Annotated in this window: 18 protein-coding genes; 12 read left to right on the top strand and 6 right to left on the bottom strand. The window is 69.2% G+C overall.

The genetic code is table 11. The annotated features are described in order from the left end of the window. Nucleotides 1-10: 10 nt before the first annotated feature. A complete protein-coding gene (locus EAW56_RS05510; protein WP_122085542.1) occupies nt 11-1,225 on the bottom strand; it encodes a galactokinase family protein in 1,215 nt (404 codons plus the stop codon). Between the two features lie 141 nt (nt 1,226-1,366). Here EAW56_RS05510 and EAW56_RS05505 point away from each other — a divergent pair, with 141 nt between their 5' ends. Further along, on the top strand, nt 1,367-1,546 hold the full coding sequence (locus EAW56_RS05505; RefSeq protein WP_095278206.1) for a hypothetical protein: 180 nt from the start codon (nt 1,367-1,369) through the stop codon (nt 1,544-1,546). 22 nt (nt 1,547-1,568) lie between these two features. On the opposite strand, the gene EAW56_RS05500 is transcribed toward EAW56_RS05505, so the two are convergent. Next, a complete protein-coding gene (locus EAW56_RS05500) occupies nt 1,569-3,197 on the bottom strand; it encodes a CYTH and CHAD domain-containing protein (protein ID WP_122085540.1) in 1,629 nt (542 codons plus the stop codon). A 56-nt stretch (nt 3,198-3,253) separates the two neighbouring features. Between EAW56_RS05500 and glnA the strand changes: the two genes are divergently transcribed. The 3 genes from glnA to EAW56_RS05485 are packed head-to-tail and all read left to right on the top strand — an operon-like array spanning nt 3,254 to nt 7,941. After that, nucleotides 3,254-4,588: a type I glutamate--ammonia ligase gene (gene glnA / locus EAW56_RS05495; protein WP_122085538.1), complete on the top strand. Its 1,335-nt coding sequence runs from the start codon at nt 3,254-3,256 to the stop codon at nt 4,586-4,588. Nucleotide 4,589: 1 nt separating this feature from the next. After that, on the top strand, nt 4,590-7,628 hold the full coding sequence (locus EAW56_RS05490) for a bifunctional [glutamine synthetase] adenylyltransferase/[glutamine synthetase]-adenylyl-L-tyrosine phosphorylase (RefSeq protein WP_122085537.1): 3,039 nt from the start codon (nt 4,590-4,592) through the stop codon (nt 7,626-7,628). A gap of 34 nt (nt 7,629-7,662) precedes the next feature. Beyond that, nucleotides 7,663-7,941: a hypothetical protein gene (locus EAW56_RS05485; protein ID WP_122085535.1), complete on the top strand. Its 279-nt coding sequence runs from the start codon at nt 7,663-7,665 to the stop codon at nt 7,939-7,941. A gap of 3 nt (nt 7,942-7,944) precedes the next feature. Here EAW56_RS05485 and EAW56_RS05480 read toward each other — a convergent pair whose 3' ends face one another. Then, nucleotides 7,945-9,291, bottom strand: coding sequence for an MFS transporter (locus EAW56_RS05480; protein ID WP_095546921.1), 1,347 nt, complete (start codon nt 9,289-9,291; stop codon nt 7,945-7,947). A gap of 136 nt (nt 9,292-9,427) precedes the next feature. On the opposite strand from EAW56_RS05480, the gene thrC reads away from it, so the two are divergent. From thrC to EAW56_RS05470, 3 genes are read left to right on the top strand one after another with little or no spacing between them, the layout of a single operon-like run. Continuing rightward, nucleotides 9,428-10,870, top strand: a complete 1,443-nt coding sequence (gene thrC / locus EAW56_RS05475) for a threonine synthase (protein WP_095546971.1) — start codon at nt 9,428-9,430, stop codon at nt 10,868-10,870. A gap of 25 nt (nt 10,871-10,895) precedes the next feature. After that, on the top strand, nt 10,896-11,033 hold the full coding sequence (locus EAW56_RS12700; RefSeq protein WP_167457398.1) for a hypothetical protein: 138 nt from the start codon (nt 10,896-10,898) through the stop codon (nt 11,031-11,033). A gap of 1 nt (nt 11,034) precedes the next feature. Then, nucleotides 11,035-12,078 (top strand): S1 family peptidase, encoded by a 1,044-nt coding sequence (locus EAW56_RS05470; protein ID WP_233125676.1) that lies wholly within the window; start codon nt 11,035-11,037, stop codon nt 12,076-12,078. Between the two features lie 15 nt (nt 12,079-12,093). Here the strand turns inward: EAW56_RS05470 and EAW56_RS05465 are convergent, their stop codons facing one another. Then, nucleotides 12,094-12,831, bottom strand: a complete 738-nt coding sequence (locus EAW56_RS05465; protein ID WP_122085533.1) for a hypothetical protein — start codon at nt 12,829-12,831, stop codon at nt 12,094-12,096. A 62-nt stretch (nt 12,832-12,893) separates the two neighbouring features. Here EAW56_RS05465 and EAW56_RS05460 point away from each other — a divergent pair, with 62 nt between their 5' ends. The 4 genes from EAW56_RS05460 to EAW56_RS05445 are packed head-to-tail and all read left to right on the top strand — an operon-like array spanning nt 12,894 to nt 16,111. Further along, nucleotides 12,894-13,418: an NUDIX hydrolase gene (locus EAW56_RS05460; protein WP_122085531.1), complete on the top strand. Its 525-nt coding sequence runs from the start codon at nt 12,894-12,896 to the stop codon at nt 13,416-13,418. Further along, nucleotides 13,415-13,999, top strand: coding sequence for a GH25 family lysozyme (locus EAW56_RS05455; protein WP_122085529.1), 585 nt, complete (start codon nt 13,415-13,417; stop codon nt 13,997-13,999). Before EAW56_RS05460 ends, EAW56_RS05455 begins: the two co-directional genes overlap by 4 nt. Before the next feature lie 11 nt (nt 14,000-14,010). After that, nucleotides 14,011-15,144, top strand: a complete 1,134-nt coding sequence (locus EAW56_RS05450) for an HNH endonuclease signature motif containing protein (protein WP_143340140.1) — start codon at nt 14,011-14,013, stop codon at nt 15,142-15,144. 40 nt (nt 15,145-15,184) lie between these two features. Further along, nucleotides 15,185-16,111, top strand: a complete 927-nt coding sequence (locus EAW56_RS05445; RefSeq protein WP_122085528.1) for a 2-dehydropantoate 2-reductase — start codon at nt 15,185-15,187, stop codon at nt 16,109-16,111. Here EAW56_RS05445 and EAW56_RS05440 read toward each other — a convergent pair. Beyond that, the gene (locus EAW56_RS05440) at nt 16,108-17,037 is read right to left on the bottom strand and encodes a TDT family transporter (RefSeq protein WP_122085526.1); all 930 of its coding nucleotides are present in this window, start codon (nt 17,035-17,037) and stop codon (nt 16,108-16,110) included. The two genes, EAW56_RS05445 and EAW56_RS05440, sit on opposite strands and share 4 nt — an antisense overlap. 68 nt (nt 17,038-17,105) lie before the next feature. On the opposite strand from EAW56_RS05440, the gene EAW56_RS05435 reads away from it, so the two are divergent. Next, entirely contained in the window at nt 17,106-17,960 is an 855-nt protein-coding gene (locus EAW56_RS05435; protein ID WP_122085524.1) for a CPBP family intramembrane glutamic endopeptidase, read from the top strand. Here the strand turns inward: EAW56_RS05435 and EAW56_RS05430 are convergent. Beyond that, nucleotides 17,926-18,204 (bottom strand): DUF4236 domain-containing protein, encoded by a 279-nt coding sequence (locus EAW56_RS05430; protein WP_095538082.1) that lies wholly within the window; start codon nt 18,202-18,204, stop codon nt 17,926-17,928. The genes EAW56_RS05435 and EAW56_RS05430 overlap by 35 nt on opposite strands. Nucleotides 18,205-18,285: the final 81 nt, after the last annotated feature.

Here is an 18,285-nt window from a genome sequence, read left to right as displayed (position 1 = left end):
GGTTTGCCGGCTAGGACGCAGGGGCGTCCTCGAGGCGCGCGGTGGTGCCCGGCGTGATCTCGACGACGTCGAACTGCTCGGCCATGCGGCGGGCGAACTCGTCCGCGTCCCGGCGTGGCACGAGCGCGAGCACCGCCCTGGAGGTGCCGGTGGCCGCGGGCCGTGCCGCGAGCGCGCCCCGCTCGCGGCACAGGGCCACGAGCTCGGCGGGGACATTGAGCCCGCGCAGCTCGGTCGGCGAGTTCACCAGCGCGAACAGGTCGTTGGTGTGGCGAGAGCGCAGCGCCCTGGCTACGGCCATGCTGCGCAGCGTCTCCGCCTCGCAGAAGTGGACCCACGCCCGTGCCGTCTCCGGCGCCGGCGCGGTTGCGTCGCCGACGGTGTGGCGCGCCTGGACCCACTCGACGACGCGCTCGATGGCGTCGGGCAGCTTGCGCAGCGAGTGGACGCCGAAGTTGGCGCACGCCGCGCTGATGAACGCGCGGTGCGTGGCGATGCCCTCCACCTGGCCCGCGTCCGCCTCACCGAACGTCTCCGCGACGGAGAAGATGCGCACGCCCTCGCGGGTTGGGTGCGGCGCCTCGGTGAGCGAGCCGTCCGCGTAATCGATCACGGCGATGCCGTTGCCGGTGGCGCGCAGGGCCGCGGTGTGGCGGGAGCGCAGGCCGTTGAGCGACGAGTACGTCTCCACCGCGTGGGCGGCGATGTCGGCGAGGCGGGCGCGGAAGGGCGCGTCGTTGATGTCGCCGTGCCCGGCGGCGAGGGCGAGGCACATGGCCGAGTCCGCGGCCCACAGCGCCCCGAGCCCGGCGCCGAGTGGGATGTCTGAGACAATCGTCACGTCCAGGCCCGCCGTGTCGCGCGAGAGCACCTGCCGCTGGATCAGCTGGTGGACCAGGCCGGCCCACCGCTTGCCCAGGGGGTGGTCGGCGCCGTCGGGGTCGCCGAGCGGGGCGATGGCCAGGACCGGCGCCGAGCCCGGCGCGGACGCCGCGAAGCGGAGCTTATGGTCGTCGCGCGGGCTCACCGCCACCGCGGCGCGCAGCCCGCCGAGCCCGATGAGCGTGGCGCCGCCGAAGTGGTCCACGTTTTCCCCGGCGAGGATCCACGTCGCCGGGGCGGACGCGACGTGTGCCGGCTGCGCGCCCACGCGCCGTTCGTGCTCCTTGCGAGCGCGTTCCACCAGGCCGGATGGTTGGGCGTCGGGGGCAGGCCACAAAGACATAAAGCGTTCTCCACTCTGCGCAAAGGGGGATTGGTACGAGGAAACTCCAGACTACCAACCGCCGTCGGCGGGTATGGTGGGCCAAAATGTCCACCGTTCGCGGCCCACCGCGAACCCCCGGAATACACGAAGGAGCCGACCATGGCAGACGAAAAGTTCTACTTCAACCCGTCCACCGGCGAGGTCACCCAGGGCAAGGTTGCGTCCTGGGACAACCGCATGGGCCCGTACGACACCCGCGAGGAGGCGGAGCGCGCGCTGGAGACCGCGGCGCAGCGCAACCAGGTCGCAGACGACCAGGACGAGGCCTGGGAGGACTAGGACGCGAGCCCCGCCCCCGGCTCTACACCTGCTTGAATGCCTTCTTGATGTCCTTGATCGCCTTCGGGTAGTCCTCGAGCGCTGCGCGCCCGATCTCCAGTTCTCGCTGGTAGAGGATGCCGTACGCGAAGGTATCCTCGCCGCGGTCGCGCGCCGCCCGGGCGAGGCGCTCGATGTGCTCGCGCGCGGTCACCGCGTCCTGGAAATCGCCGAGGATGGTCTGCAGCCGCTTGCACGCCTTGGCCAGCGGCCCCGTCTTCAGGCCCGCGTCCTTGGCGGCCACCGCGGCGTAGCGCAGCTTCTTCGCCGTCTTGCGCACGTCGTGTACGTACGACTCACGCTGCAGCAGCGGCAGGGAGGTGTCGCCGTAGTATTTTTCCACCTTTGCGTTGCGCTTCTTCAGCTTTTTGTACGCCGCCCGCAGGTGCGCGTAGAGCACCGCGTCGGCGGGCTCCTCGGGCTCATGCTTGTCGACGCCACCCTCATCCTCATCAACCTCACCGGGGAGGTGGGGCGTGAGGGCGTCGTGAAGCAGCGCGTCGACCTCGGCGAGCAGGGCGGTGAAGCGCTCGGAGTCGAACATGTCGACGATGTCGGCGTGGGCCTCCTCGTAGACGCCGCGCATGTCGCGATTGATGTGGGCGGCGGTGATCACGTCGATCTTGTCGGACTGGTCGCTGGCCAGCAGGTCGTGGAAGCGCTGCTCGACTACCTCGGCGTCGCGGGCCATGCCGAGGACCGCCGCGGCGTGCTTGAGCTCCGCCTCGAGGTGGGCGAGGTCGCCGGCGGTGATCACGCCGTCGAAAGTCTCCAGCAGGGAGCGCAGCTCGCGGGTGGCCACGCGCATCTGGTGGACCGAGTCGTATTCGTCGGCGCGCACGCGCGGCTCCCAGCTCATGATGGCGTCGCGTTTGTCGCGTAAAGAGGCGTACACCGCGTCGGCGGCCGCGTCGCCGGTGCCCGCGGACGGCAGGGGCGCGTTGTTGAAGCTGTCGCCGAGCGCCGTGGCCAGCTTGGACGGCGAGTCCGAGTGGCGGGCGCCCGCGGCCAGCATGGCCTCGGTGGCGCGGCTGAGCAGGCGCTCGCCGGCGGGGGTGCCGGCGATGGCGTCGGTGAGCTCAAGCTCCCACTCGCGCCACTCGGAGGCCGTGCCGCCGGGCAGGTAGGACTCGGCGGAGACGTGGTCGTCGCAGAACTCCGCCACCGCGAGCGAGTCGGCCGGGTCCGGGTAGCGCACGCCGATCACGGTTTCCACGCGTCGGTTGTCCACGCGCGCGATCGGCTTCAGCGGCGGGTGGACGGGGCCGAGGACGTCGCGCACCGCGTCCAGCAGCGGCTCGGGGACGGTGTCTGCGTCACTGTTCGTGCCGGTGCCGTCCGACAGCGGGTGCTGCAGCTCGCGGCGCCCGCCGGACTCGCCGGGCAGCTTGACGTGCCAGCCGGCGTCCTTGCCGCCGGTGCGGCGGCGCAGGGTGATTTTGGAGCGCGTCAGGCGCAGGTCCGCGGTATCGAAGTAGATGGCGGAAAGTTCGTGGGTGGTGGTGGAGATGGGGGACAGTGTGGCGTCGATAAGCGAAAGCTTCGGTGGCTTAGTCTCGGCGTCGACGGCGAGCTTGACCTCGAGTTCCAGAAATTCCTGTGGTTGTGGCATGCGTTCCTCTCCTCACTTCGGCTGGCATAGAGTCTAGCCCGGCTACAGTGGGCCGTATGAACACTCAACAGGAAGAGGTCCTGCGCAAGGTAGAGCAGCAGGACATCGCGTTTCTGCGGCTCTGGTTCACCGACATCTTCGGCTCGCTGAAGACGGTCATGATGTCTCCCGCGGAGCTGGAATCCGCGTTTGATGAGGGCGCGGGGTTTGACGGCTCCTCCATCGAGGGCTTTACCCGCATCTCCGAGTCCGACACGCTGCTGAAGCCGGACCCGTCGACCTACCAGGCGCTGCCGTTCGACGAGGACTCCGGGCTGCAAACCGCGCGCATGTTCTGCGACATCACCATGCCGGACGGCGACCCGCTCTACGCGGACCCGCGGCAGGTGCTGCGCCGCCAGATCCAGAACGCCCGCGACATGGGCTTTGAGTTCCTGGCCAGCCCCGAGATCGAGTTCTACGTGGTCAAGCCCTTCGAACCGGGCGAGCTTCCGCGGCCGGCCGACAAGGGCGGCTACTTCGACCAGGCCAAGCGCAACGAGGCGCCGAAGCTGCGTCGGCAGGCGATCAGCGCCCTGGAGTACATGGGCATCGTCACCGAGTTTTCGCACCACGAGGCCAGCGCCGGCCAGCAGGAGATCGACCTGCGCCACACCGACGCGCTGACCATGGCGGACAACGTGGTGACGTTCCGCTACATCGTAAAGACGGTCGCCGAAGCCAACGGCGTGCACGCGACCTTTATGCCCAAGCCGTTCCGGGACATGGACGGCTCCGCCATGCACACGCACTTCTCCCTGTTCGAGGGCGACGAGAACGCCTTCCACGACCCGGACGATGAGATCAGCCTGTCGCGCACCGGCCGCCAGTTCATCGCCGGCATCATCGAGCACGCCAACGAGATCTCCGCCCTGACCAACCAGTACGTCAATTCCTACAAGCGCCTCCAGTTCGGCTCCGAGGCGCCCACCGCCGCGACCTGGGGCGTGTCCAACCGCTCCGCGATGGTCCGCGTGCCCACATACCGGCTGCACAAGGCGGAGTCGCGCCGCGTAGAGGTCCGCTCGCTGGACTCCGCCGCGAACCCCTACCTGGCCTACGCGGCGGTCCTGGCCGCCGGCCTGCGCGGGATCGAGCAGGGCTACGAGCTGGACGAGCCCGCCCGCGACGACGTCTTCTCGCTCACCCGCCGCGAGCGCCGCGCGATGGGCTACCGCGACCTGCCCAACTCGCTCGACCAGGCGCTGCGCTACCTCGAGCAGTCCGAGTTCATGGCCGAAGTGCTCGGCGAGCAGGTCTTCGAGTACTTCCTGCGCGCCAAGTGGGACGAGTGGCACGACTACACCTGCCAGGTCACCCCGTGGGAGCTGGAGAGCGGGATGGACCTTTAATATGGCGCTTCCCACCCCAGCAAAACTCGGCCTCGTCTCGCCGCGCGCCGCGGAGGACATCGAGGAGCTTTCGCTTGTCGACGCCCCCTCGCTCTGGACCCTCGCCGGCACCGGTGACCCCGACCTGGCCCTGAACAACACGCACCGTTTCGCCGGGGCGCTGCAGGAGCACGCGCCGGGCGAGTGGGCCGAGGTGCGCGACCAGCTGGCGGCCGATCCGGCGTTTTGCACGCGCTTCTTCGCGCTGCTCGGCGGCTCGACGGCGCTGGCGGACCACCTGGTGGCCAACCCGGGGCAGTGGCGCGCGCTGGCGGGCGAGTTGCCCACCGCCGAGGAGATGCGTGAGGCGATGCTCGCCGCCGTGGACGCCGCACCGATCGCGGAGGCGACGTACCGCGCCGGCGCGCGCTTCGACGACAAGCACGCCGCGAAGGAGGCGCTGCGCGACGCGTACCGCACGCTCATGATGCGGGTCGCCGCCGCGGACCTGGCGGGCACGTTCGCCCCGGTGAAAGGCCACGGCGGGACGGAACCGCTCGGCTACACCCGCACCACCGAGACGCTGACCGCGCTTGCCGACGCCGCCCTCACCGCCGCCCTCGCCGTCGCCGTCCGCCACGTCTACGGCGACGAGGAACCGGATACACGGCTCGCCGTCGTTGCCATGGGCAAGTGCGGCGCCCGCGAGCTGAACTACATCTCCGACGTGGACGTCATCTTCGTCGCCGACGACGCCACCGCCAAGGCGACCCGCACCGCCAGCGAGTTCATGCAGCTGGGCACCGCCTGCTTCTTCGAGGTGGACGGCAACCTGCGCCCCGAGGGCAAGGCCGGCGCGCTCGTGCGCACCCTGGACAGCCACGTGGCGTACTACAAGCGGTGGGCCGAGACGTGGGAGTTCCAAGCCCTGCTCAAGGCGCGGCCGCTGACGGGGTCGCTGGAGTTGGGGCAGTGCTACGTCGATAAGCTTGCTCCGCTCGTGTGGGAGGCCTCCCAGCGCGAATCCTTCGTGGAGGATGTGCAGGCGATGCGGCGGCGCGTGCTGGACAACGTGCCCGAGTCGCTGCGGCAGCGCGAGCTGAAGCTGGGGGAGGGGGGCCTGCGCGACGTGGAGTTCGCCGTGCAGCTGCTGCAGCTCGTGCACGGGCGCATCGACGCCGACCTGCGCAACCCCAACACGGTCGCGGCGCTCGAATCGCTTCGCGACGGCGGCTACGTCGGCCGCGAAGACACGAGCAAACTCATCCGCGCCTACGAGTTCCTCCGACTCCTGGAGCACCGCCTGCAGTTGCAGCGCTTCAAGCGGACCCACCAGCTGCCCGACGCGGATGACGAGAAGCGGCTGCGCTGGCTCGCCCGCGCCGCCGGGTTTCAGGCCACCGCGCGCCGCACCGCGGTCGAGGAGATGCAGCGGGCGCTGTCGCAGCTGCGCCAGGTGGTGTCCAACCTGCACGAGCGCCTCTTCTACCGCCCGCTGCTCGAGGCCGTCGTAGACCTGTCCATCGGCGAGGCGACCTTCTCCGCCGACGCGGTCAAGGCGCAGCTGGCCGCGCTGGGCTACCGCCACCCCGCCCGCGCCTACGACCACCTCAACGCGCTGGTCAAGGGCACCTCGCGCAAGGCGAAGCTGCAGGCGATCCTCCTGCCCACGCTCATGCACTGGCTCGCCGGTACTGCCGACCCGGGCGCGGGCCTGCTCAACTACCGCAAACTCTCGGACGCCGCGCTGGATCGCAGCTGGTTTCTGCGCATGCTTCGCGACGAAAGCGTCGTCGGCATGCGCCTCATGCACATCCTGGGCAACTCGCCGTACACCTCCGACCTCATCATCTCCGCCCCCGACGTGGTCAAGCTGCTCGGCGACGGCTCCAGCGGGCCGCGCCTGCTTGAGCCCGCGCCGGACCAGGTGTACAAGGCGATCATCAACTCCGCCAACCGGCACCGGGGCAACCCCGACAAGGCCGTCGCGGTGGCGCGCTCCCTGCGCCGCGCGGAGCTGGCACGCATCGCGTCTGCGGACCTGCTGGGCCTGATGGAGGTGCGCCAGGTGTGCACCGAGCTGACCATCGTGTGGGAGGCGGTGCTGCAGGCGGCGCTGGAATCTGAAATCTACGCCGACCTGCAGGACCAGGAGCTTACCGAGCAGCCGGCGCGCATCGCTTTCATCGGCATGGGCCGCCTCGGCGGCGCGGAGCTGGGCTACGGCTCCGACGCCGACGTCATGGTGGTTGCCGAGCCCGTGGGGGAGACCTCCGAGGCCGACGCCACCGCGTGGGCGGCGCGCATCGTGGACCAGATGCGCAAGCGCCTGGCCAAGCCGTCCGGTGACCCGCCGCTCGAGGTGGACCTGGGGCTGCGGCCCGAGGGACGCTCCGGCGCCGTCGCGCGCACGATCGCCTCCTACGAGCGCTACTACCGCGAGTGGGGCGAGGTATGGGAAAAGCAGGCGCTGCTGCGCGCCACCGGAGTGGCCGGCCACGCGCCGCTCGGCGAGCAATTCCTGCGCATGATTGACCAGTTCCGCTACCCCAAGGGCGGGGCGAGCAGGGCCGACATCCGCGAGATCCGCCGCATCAAAGCCCGCGTGGACAACGAGCGCCTCCCGCGCGGCGCCGACCGCGCCACCCACACCAAGCTGGGGCGCGGGGCGCTTGCCGACGTCGAGTGGACCGTCCAGCTCCTCACCATGATGCACGCCCACGAGCACCAGGGGCTCCACACCACGTCCACCTTGGACGCGCTGGACTTCCTCGCGGAGTTAGACGACCCGGAGGTGCTGGCCGCGTCGAAGGCGGAGATCCTCCGGACCGCCTGGCTCACGGCCACGCGCGCCCGCAGCGCGCTCGTGCTGGTCTCCGGCAAGCGCACCGACCAGCTGCCCGCGCCGGGGCCGCACCTGGCGCAGGTGGCGGGCTCCGCCGGCTACGACCCGGACGACCAGCAGCAGTTCTTGGAGGACTACCTGCGCATTACGCGCCGGGCTCACCAGGTGATTGAAGAGGTGTTCTGGGGGGAAAAGCCCACCCGCGAGTTTGATTAGCGCCGTCTCCCGCTCGCGCCCGTAGAGTGGGGGCATGGCTGTTCACTTTTCTATTGATCTGACCGATGCGACCTACGCCGACCTGGTGGCGCTGGTGGAGGGGGCGCGTGTGGCGGGCGTCGATAAGCGTGCCGCGCTGCACCTTGAAGATACGACGCTGTCGCTCGAGGTCGAGCCCGATGCGCGGACCGAGCGCAGCGCCGCGCGCGAGCATGCGCCGGCGACGGGCGGGCAGCTGCCGCAGCTTGGCGACGCCGCCATCCGCTCCGTCGTGGACATCCTGACCGGGCGCCAGGAGCCGCCCCGGCGGTAGGGGCTACGCGTCCTGCAGCTTCTGCCGCTCGGCGGGCGCCTCGTTGACGATCTTGACGCGCGGTGTCGCGGTAAGGCGCTGCGCCTTGCGGCGCGACACGAGCAGGCCGATGAGCAACACGGCGGCCGTGACGTAGAAGGCGATCCAGGCGAGCTGGAAGTCGTGCCACTGGTAGGCCTGCCCGTGCGAGGAGTGGTCGAGCAGCACGCCGACGGTCTGAGCGCCGATCATGGTCGCGACGAACCCGCCCATGTTGCCCAGGCCGGTGCCGGTGGCGACCATATTGGTGGGCAGGTTTTCGCGCACGGCGTCGAAGCCGAAGTTCGCGGTGGGCACGCACAGGCCCATGATGATGGCCATGGTGAGGATGGCCGCGTAGCTGCGCGGCTCGCTGGGCAGGAAGAAGATGATCCACGCCAGCGGGGTGACGCCGCCGAGGATGAGGGCGCCGAGGTCGCGGCTCGAGCCCATGCGGGCGGAGACCGCGCCGACGAACGGTGCCGAGGCGATATTGACCACCGTGAACAGGATGAGCACGGTGCCGGCCTGGCTTTCGGTCAGTCCCATGCCGAGCGTCATGAGCGGCAGGCCCCACAGGAGGCAGAAGCTGAACATCCAGAAGATGACCCAGCCGTGGATGAAGAAGGCCTCCCAGGCGATGGGGGAGCGCAGGACCACGCCGAGCACCTCCTTCATCGGGGTGCGGTCGTCCTGGCGCTGCTGCTTGATCTCGCGGCGCTGGCCGGGCGTCATCTCGGCCCATTCCGGGGTGTCGGCGACTGCGATCGCGGCGAGGAGCGCGACAAGTAGGCCGAGCGCGCCGAGGGAGACGAAGGAGACGGTCCAGCCCTTGGCGGTGAGCAGGGCGAGGAAGGGGACCGCGGAGAGGAACTGGCCGAGCTGGCCGAGCGCCGCGGTGAGCTGGGTGAACAGCGGGGTCTTCCGCGGCGGGAACCAGTAGGGCAGGATGCGCATGCCGGACAGGAACGCGGTGGCGTCGCCGGCGCCGATGAGGACGCGGGCGACAATGGCTACGCCGTACGACGTGGTCAGGCCGAGGACGATCTGCCCCACGGCCATGATGATGGCGCCGGCGACGAGCATGAAGCGGGGGCCGAGCCTGTCGATGAGCAGCCCGGTGGGGATCTGCGCGAAGGCGTAGACGCCGACCTGGACTGCGGTAAAGACTGCGATTCGTGATGCGTCGACGTTGAATCTGTCGATAGCTTCCACGCTTGCCACACCGAAGGAGGTGCGGCCGAGGATGGCTACGGCATACACAGCGACTGCGCCGAACCACACGATAAGGGCTTTGGTTGTCAGTTGTTCGCGTGGATGATTGTTTGCCATGGCAATGAATGGTAATACCCTAACGCCCGTTATGTTTAATTGGGAATACCTTTGAGGGAACTCGTGCACGTTGCGCAGCCCGATGCGCCGCAAAAATATCTACGAATTCCAACCCGGTCCCGTAAACTCGACGCCCGTGGATTACATTTCAACTCGCGATACGACCGCCTCACCGCACAAGTTCACCGACATCCTGCTCGGGGGATTGAGCGCCGACGGCGGTCTGTTCATGCCGGCCACGTATCCGCGCCTGGAGCCTTCGCTTCTCGACGCCTGGCGTGACCTCCTCGCCGCCGAGGGGTACGCAGCCCTCGCGGCCGAGGTTGTGAAGCTGTTCGTGGACGACATCCCGCCAGCGGTGATCGAGGAACTCACCGCCAAGGCCTACAGCACTCCCAAGTTCGCGCACCCGGACATCGTTCCGGTCACGGAGCTGGATGAAACGCTCTCCATCGCCCACCTGTCCGAGGGCCCCACCGCCGCGTTCAAGGACATGGCGATGCAGCTGCTCGGCGAGCTGTTCGAGTACGAGCTGACCCGCCGCGGCGAGGCGCTCGCCGTGTTGGGCGCGACCTCGGGCGACACCGGCTCGTCCGCCGAGTACGCGATGCGCGGACGCAACAACATCCGCGTCTTCATGCTCACCCCAGCCGGCCGCATGACCCCGTTCCAGCAGGCGCAGATGTTCGGGCTGGACGACCCGAACATCCACAACATCGCCCTCGACGGCGTCTTCGACGACTGCCAGGACGTGGTCAAGGAGGTCAACGCCGACGCCGCCTTCAAGGCCAAGTACTCCATCGGCGCGGTGAACTCCATCAACTGGGCGCGCCTGCTTGCGCAGACCGTCTACTACATCTCGACCTACCTGCGCGTGACCGAGTCGAACGACGAAAAACTCTCGTTCGCTGTACCGACCGGCAACTTTGGTGACGTGTGCGCGGGCTACGTCGTCAAGCGCATGGGCCTGCCCATCGACCGCCTCATCGTGGCCACGAACGAAAACGACGTGCTCGACGAGTTCTTCCGCACCGGCAACTACCGCCCGCGCTCCTCGGCGGAAACCCAGGCCACCTCGTCGCCGTCCATGGACATCTCGAAGGCATCCAACTTCGAGCGCATGCTTTTCGACGCCCTCCAGCGCGACGCCTCCGCCACCAAGCGCCTCTTCGGTACCAAAGTGAAGGAGGGCGGCTTCGACCTGGACGATCTGGGCGGCCAGGAGGTCCTGGACCGCATCCGGAACGACTTCGGCTTCGTCTCGGGCTCGTCCACCCACGCCGACCGACTCGCCACGATCAAGCAGACGTGGGAGGAGCACGGGGTAATGGTGGACCCGCACACCGCCGACGGCATCCACGTCGCACGCGGCCTTGCCGACGAGACCGACACCCGCATCGTGGTCCTGGAGACCGCGCTGCCGGTCAAGTTCGCCGACACGATCGTCGAGGCGACCGGCCGCGAGCCGCAGGTGCCGGAGCGCTTCGCCTCCATCTTGGCCGCCGACCGCCACGTCACGGACCTGCCCAACGACGCGGAGCGCGTCAAGCAGTTTATCGTCGATACCCTCGGGCAGTAAGCCCCAGCACGAAAAGGAGCACACCATGGCACAGGAACAGTTCGCCGGCCCCGACTACTTCACCGAGTTCGACCCGGAGAAGTTCATCCGCGACCTAAAGATCCAGGCATCCGCCGGCGCTGAGTCGGAAAACGACGCGGAGGAGCACTCGGACGCCGAGTAGCGTGACCCACCCAAACGATTCATCGACCGGCAACCACGCCAGGAAGTACCAGCCGACCTACGGCGAGCGCTGGACGTTCCCGGAGCCCGCGCCGCAACACCGCGCCGCACCCGCCCCGCGCAGCACCACGGCACGCACCGTGAGCTGGGTGGTCTGCATCGTCGCAGTCGCCCTGTTCGTCGCCTCCGTGGTGTGGCTCGGCTTGACCACCTCGCAGCTGCCCACCGGCTCCGTCGAGGAGCGCCAGGCGCGCGAGGCGGTGCAGACCCCGCTGGAGACGGAGGCCGCCGAGTCTGACGGCCAGGCCAACCTGGTCCGCGTGCCAGCGTTCGCGTTGTGGGCGCCCGGTACGCGCATCCAGACGACAGACCACCAGCCGCAGCCCGGCGAGAGCTTCACGGCGCAGTCGTGCACCGTCGCGTTCAGCTTCAGCGACGCGGCGGGCCAGCACTACGCCGTCACCGCGGGGCACTGCGGCCACGCCGGCGACCTCGTGTGGCCCACGAACGCCTCGCGCGCCTTCGACTACGCGCACGAAGTCGGCCAGTTCGTCTACTCGGGGCTGTTTGCTCACGACGCCAGCGCCTCCGACGGCATCGACGTCGGCATCATCAAGATCACCGACCCGGACCGCTACATGGACGTGATTGGCGACCCAATCCCCACCGGCATCGCCGACGAAGTCCCGCCAGTGGGCCACGTCTGCAAAACCGGCGCCACCACCGGCTACACCTGCGGCGAGTTCGAAGACACGCAGCGGGTGCAGATCGTGAACGCGGGGGACGACGAAGACCGCGAAACCTTCGGCGACATCGCCGCAGTCTGCGCCGCCGCCGGCGACTCGGGCGGCCCGGTGTTCACCCACGTCAACGGCCGCGCCGTAATCATCGGCATCGTCTCCGGCACGGAGGCCGGCCGCAGCGGCGAGGACTGCTGGGAGGGGATGGAGAACCCCAAGCTCATGTCCTACTCAAACGTCGAGCAGATGATGACCGTGATCGACCAGGTCGTGCCGGACGCGCAGTGGGAGACGCAACGCTGGTAGCGCTGCGCTGCGAAGCTACCAGGATTCGCCAGGCTCCGGCATGCCCCACTTCTCGCGCAGCGCCGCGCCGGTCGGTTCGTGCTTGTAGGTGTGCGGCCGCGAGGGATTCGCCTCCATGATGGTGAGCTCGTCGTCCGTGAACGCCTCGAAAGTCGCGCGGTCCAGGTACGGGCGCAGGCCGAACTCCTCCCATGCCGGCTGCAGCGCCTCCACCTGCTCGTGCGTCGCGTCGAGCCAGTACAGCTGCGCGAGTTGGCCGCCCCCCTGGCGCTCCAGGTTGTTGGTCACCGTGACCGAGTTGGCACCGTGCTCGTCGCCGAAGTGGAGGAGGTCGGCGATGGTCTGGGGCGGGAGCGTCGTGAAGCAAAAGCCCAGCAGCTCGAAGCGCATGTTGTCGGGTGTCTCGAGGGTGAGCGTGTCCAGGCAGTTCTGCTCGAGCAGGCGCGAGATGTGGCCGGCGGTCTCCGCACTCACCATGGCGGTGGGGGTGAGGTCACCGCGCAGCATCACACCGGTCTTCGTGGCGCCTACCTGCGCGTCGGCGATGACGTTGGGGCGGACGCTGGCGGCGACGTTGGGGGCGTCGGCAGGCGTGGGGTTCCAGGCGGAAACCGGCGGCGCCGGCGTCGTCTGCGTGGTGCGCGCGTTGGTTTGGTAGCTGGTCAGCGCTGCGATCATGACCACGAGCGCGATCAGCACCGCGCCGTAGACGGTGATAAATACGGCTTTGGGGAGGCGCTTCAGGGTGTGCATCGCAGCTCATCCTAGCCGACGTAGACTCGTGGGCACGCGAACGACGAACGAAAGGACACGCCGTGCCAATCCCGGAATTTATCGTGCAGATCCGCGAGAAGATCGGCCACGACCCGCTCTGGCTGCCGTCGGTCGCCGCGATCGTGCTGCGCGATTCCGCCGACCAGTCCGCCTGGGCGGTGCCGGACGTGCTGCTCGTGCGCCGCGCGGACAACGGCGAGTGGACCCCGGTGACCGGGATCGCGGAGCCGGGCGAGCAGCCGCACGACGCGGCGGTGCGCGAGGTGCGCGAGGAGACCGGCATCGAGGCCACGCCCGCCGCGATCCTTGGCGCGGGGTCCGTCGGCCCTCTCGTGCACGCCAACGGCGATCAGGCCAGCTACATGTCGGTGCAGCTGCGCCTCGAGCCGGTAAACCCCGCCGCGGAGCCGGTGGTGGGCGACGACGAGTCGACCGAGGTCGGCTGGTTCCCCATCTCGCGCATGCCCGTCACGGACCCGAAGTGGCGCCTGGCCATCGCGGACGCGGCCGCCCAGCGCCGTCACCCCGCGTCGTTCACCCCGCGGATGGGGCTGTCCAAGCGGTGAGGCTCGGCGTCGATTGCTCCGAGTACCAGGCCGGCCTCGACTTCGCCGGCTTCGACTTCGCGGTCCTGCGCACCACCGACGGCACCTACCAGGACCCGTGCTTCGAGCAATTGCTTCTCGACGCCCACTCGTCCCACTGCTCCCTGTCCACCTACCACTACCTGCGCAGCCCGTCGGAGGGCACGACCGTCGCCGAGCAGGTCGGCGCCGCCCTCGACGTGTTGGGCGGGAGGCGGCTGCCGATGTGGCTCGACGTGGAGTCACCCGCGGGGCTTTCGCTTGCCGACGTCCGCGCCGCCGACACCGCCTTCCGCGCCGCAGGCGTCCCCGTCGCCGGCGTCTACACCACCGCCCGCTACTGGCGACGCCACATGCGCCTTGCCAACCCGGCGGAGTTCGGGGCCCTGTGGCTGGCGCAGTGGGGCGACAACTCCGTGACCGACCCCGCGCGCCTCGGGCCGTGGCCGCGGCCGCTCGGGTTCCCGGCACCGCAGGTGTGGCAGTTCACGTCCCGCGGGCGCGTCGGTGGGATCGCGGTGGATCTCAACCTTGCGGTTGCGGGGTGCGTGGGGGTGGGCTAGGTTGTGGGCCTATGGGGGAGGAACAACTACGGGCCTTTTTGGCCTTCCGCGCTGGGGGTATTGCCACGCTCCGGCTCGTCGACGAGGCCGGGCTCGACGCGCCCGCGCTGGTGGGGATGGGCGCGGCTGAGGACTACGCGGATACGCTGGTGCGGCTCGCGCGGCGGTTCTTTCGGCCGACCAGCCACTCGCGCTACCAGGCCGAGGCACGCTCCGCGGCGGAAGCCAACAGTCACTGCATTGAAACGCTGGAGCTGATCGAGCGCACCGCTCGCCGCATCAGCAACCCGACCAAGCGTTGGGAATACACCGCCGAGCTGTGCGCCGCGCAGGGGGACACCGCCACCATCGCAAAGAAGGCCGCCCGGCTGCGCAAGGACTTCATCGCGCCGCGCGTGCCCGAGGACGGGGTGCGGATCCAGCGCGACATGAAAAACGACAAGTTCATCATCCGGCTCACCGGCCCTACCAACCGACTGCAGGACGTGGTCACCACGTTCGAAACGCCCGACGAGCGGGGCAAGCCTATCGATGCGATTGACTGGATTGTCAACAACCGGCGCATCGTGCAGGCACCGGTGGCGGTGCACGCCATTGTCACCGACAAGGACATCGACCACGTACTCGCAGGCACCGACGACAGCGACGACACCGAGCCGGTCGTCGTCACCAACACCGGGGTCCGCATGACCACCAGCCAGTTGCTCAAGCGCCGGATCCTGCCGGACGGCTACATCACGCTCGCCGCGGAGCACCTTGGCCCGATCAACACCCACCGCATGCGCCTCGCGTCCCGGGTGCAGCGGCTCGCGTTGGAGGTGGACTCGCCGACGTGCTGCTGGCCTGACTGCAACGCGCCGATTTCCAAGTGCCAGGCCCACCACCTCACCGAGTACGCGCACGGGGGAGAGACCACCCCGGCGAACATGTGCTGGCTGTGCCCGCACCACAATGCCGTCAACGGCGACCCGAAGCGCGGCCGCATGACCCGCATCGACGGGCGCATCGCGTGGGTCGGTCCGAAGTACGCCGCGCCGCGCTTCACCGGCCGGGCCTACGCCGATACCGGCGCCGTGATCGGCGGGCCGGCCCAGGGCGCGCCGGCCGGTGAGCCCACCTACGCGGGGCCGTCGCCGCCGGAGTAAAGGCGCACGCGGCGGCGTGCGCGCGGATAGACTGTGCACCATGAAGGTGGTGTGCATTGGTGCGGGCGCGATCGGCGGGTACTTCGGCGGCGTGCTCGCAGAGGCTGGTCACGAGGTGTCGTTTGTCGCGCGCGGGGAGACGCTCGCGGCGCTCAGGCAGCGCGGCGTGCTGCTCAGCCGCGGCGACGAGCCGGCGCGCGCCGTCCGGGTCCACGCGGCGGAGCACGCCGGGGAGGCCGCGGACCTGATGGGCGGGGCGGACATCGTGGTTGTCGCCACGAAGGCGCTGCCGGATAACCCGACGTTCGCGGACCTCGCGGACGCGCGGCAGCTCGGCGGCGTGCCCATCGTCACGACGCAGAACTCGGTCGAAATCCACGACACCGCCGCGCGCATTTTCGGCGCCGACCGGGTCCTCGCCGGGGTGGCCCGCTGCTACGCCACGCGTGTCGGGCCGGCAGAGATCGTGCTCAATCCCGGGCCTTTGGCGTTGAGCTTTGGGCCGGTGGCGGGGGCGTCGATAAGCGAAACTGCCCGGACGTTCCGCGCGGCGCTGGATGAGGCGGGGATCGGCGGCGAGCTGTACGCGCCGGGCGACGTGCTTACGGACGTGTGGTCAAAAGCCATGTTTGTCACCACGACGGGCGCGCTCGGCGCGGTGGCCGGCGTGCCGATGGGCGTGCTTCGCGACGCTTTGCGCCCCCAACTCCGCGCCCTGATGAAAGAAGTCGAGGCCGCAGCCCGCGGGCTTGGCGTGCGGCTGCCGGCGGACGCGGTCTCGCAAACCCTCGCGTTTGCGGACCAGCAGTACGCGGGCGCGACGAGCTCGATGCAGCGCGACATCGCGGACGGACTGCCCAGCGAGCTCGACGCGCAAGTCGGCGCGATCCGTCGGCAGGCCGCCGCCGCGGGCGTGCCCACCCCGCTGCTGGATTACACCTACGCGGTGCTCGCGGTGCGCGCCTAGCTCGTGCGCCCCTCCGCCACCCAACTGACGAACCGGCTCGAGCACAGCGCCCAGTGCGCGACGAGCAGCACCGGGATGCTCAGTGCGATCGCGTCCAGCCACTGCGACCCGCTGACCATCGCCATCTGGTGTCCGCCCATGCTGACGGTGCCCGGCGGGAAGGTACACGACCACCATGCCGGCGAGTACGGCACCCAGCGCGCGGCGTTGGGGTAGAAGGTGATCATGGCGTAGATCGCGAGCGGGATCGCGATGATCAGCGCGACCAGGCCGTAGTAGATGGAGACCGTGCCCGGGAAGAGGATCTGCATCGCGGTGGTGGATTGCCCGACCACGCCGAGTGGCACCCACGCGGTGGCGGACTTCGCGCCCTCGAAGTCAACGCGCCCGTGCCAGGCGGCCCAGTAGACGCGGGCGAATGTCGGCACCGCGGTAAGCAGCGACATGACAAACAGGGCGGTGCCCATCACGTGGTAGAGCGGGCCGTAGTCGTGCGCGAGCCAGCCGGAGACGGACGCGGAAATCATCGGCCCGACCAGCGGCAGGCCCCAGGTGAACCGGGGCTGGCCGTCGAATCGCGTGAGCTGGATCGCCCAGGTGATGACGGTGACTGGGCCGCCGATCCAGAAGCCGATGAGCCTGTACACGCCGTCGCCGGTGAGCCCGGACAGCGCGGCGCCGAGCGCGAGGATGCCGATAAAGTACATCGACCACTCGGCCATCGTGGTGCGCTCGAAGCTGGGCTGGCGGTAGCGCGCAAAGCCTACGGTGAGCACGACGAGGATCACGCACGCGATGGCGGCGAAGATGCCGGCGAGGAGGAGGAGGTCTTCCTCGACGAGCAGGCGCGCGACGATCGAGGTGCCCATGAGGCTGCCGCCCCACGCGGGGCCCGGGGGCGGGAGTTGGCGAAATTTGTCAGTCACGGGCTTATGGTAATCCCTATTGCTTCACGACGCCACGTTACCCCACCCCAGCGGCGTATCTTGAAGGCATGGGTTCCTATCATTTGCTCGGCCGCGACGGTGCGCCGCGCGTTGCCTGGTGGCGTCCGCTTCTCGAGCTCGTCGTCGTCCTCATACTCTTCTTCGGCATCTTCGCCGCGATGCTCGCGCTCTTCAGCGCGGCGGATCAGTTCTTCGACCCGTCGGTCAAGGCGATGGGCGAGTTCGAGTTCGTGGACACGCCTTGGCTCGCGCTCGCGGCGGGGTCAATAGAGGGCGCGACGATCCCCGCGGCGTTCATCGCCGCGTGGTTGCGGGGCCGGCGCCCGGCCGTGCTGTGGTCGGTGGAGCGCCGCTTCCGGTGGCGTATCTTCGGCATCGCGCTGGTGCCGGCGCTCGTCGCGTTCGGTGCGGAGCTGGCGTACACGCTGTGGCGGAGCGAACCCGCGGACGGTGCGTTCACCGCAGAGAACTTCGGTGCGTTGTGCATCCTCGTCGCGCTCATCCCGCTGCAGGCGCTGTCGGAAGAGCTGGTGTTTCGCGGCTCGCTGGTGCAGGCAGTAGGGCAGTGGACCCGCTCGCCGTGGGTGGCCTACCTCGTCCCCGCGTTCATGTTCGTCTCCGTCCACGACTACGGCTGGCGAGGCCAGCTCAGCGTCGCGACGTTCGCGCTCTGCGGCGCGTTCCTCACGTGGGCAACGGGCGGGCTCGAGGCGTCGTTGGCGGTGCACGCCGTGGCGAACACGCTCGCGATCCTACCGGATCCCTTCCACGTGCCCGTTGCGGGCTTGGCTGAGGCGACGGTGGGGGATGCGGTGGCGTCGATAGGCGCGACCGTGCTCGCCACCGCCGCGATTTGGTGGCTGGTGGCTAGCGGTACTGCTGCGAAATCTCGTCGAAGCTAGCCTGCTCCTTACCAACCTGCTTGCGCTGCTGCTTCGCGCGCTTCTTCCTGCGCACCTGGTTCGGGGTGTCGCGCTCCTCGTAGCGCAAGCCCGGGATACCGGTGCGCATCGTGCGCGTGCGGCCGCCGTTGGAGTTGAACGTGTAGCGGAACGGGCCCGAGCCGACGGACGCGGAGAGGCCGGATCCGGACATCGTGAACCGGAACGGCCCGAACTTCTTGGAGCGGCGGAAACGGAACGGCATGGGGGCTCCTTATCGGCGTAGCGTAAAAAGTCCCTCAAGCGTAGCAAAGACCACCCCACACTCGACCTTGGTGCGCGTTGG

It is taken from the genome of Corynebacterium gottingense (assembly GCF_003693265.1).
In the GTDB taxonomy this organism is placed as follows: Bacteria; Actinomycetota; Actinomycetes; order Mycobacteriales; family Mycobacteriaceae; genus Corynebacterium; species Corynebacterium gottingense.
Note: the sequence above shows the minus strand (reverse complement) of the source record. Positions and strands in the feature narration are given on the sequence as shown.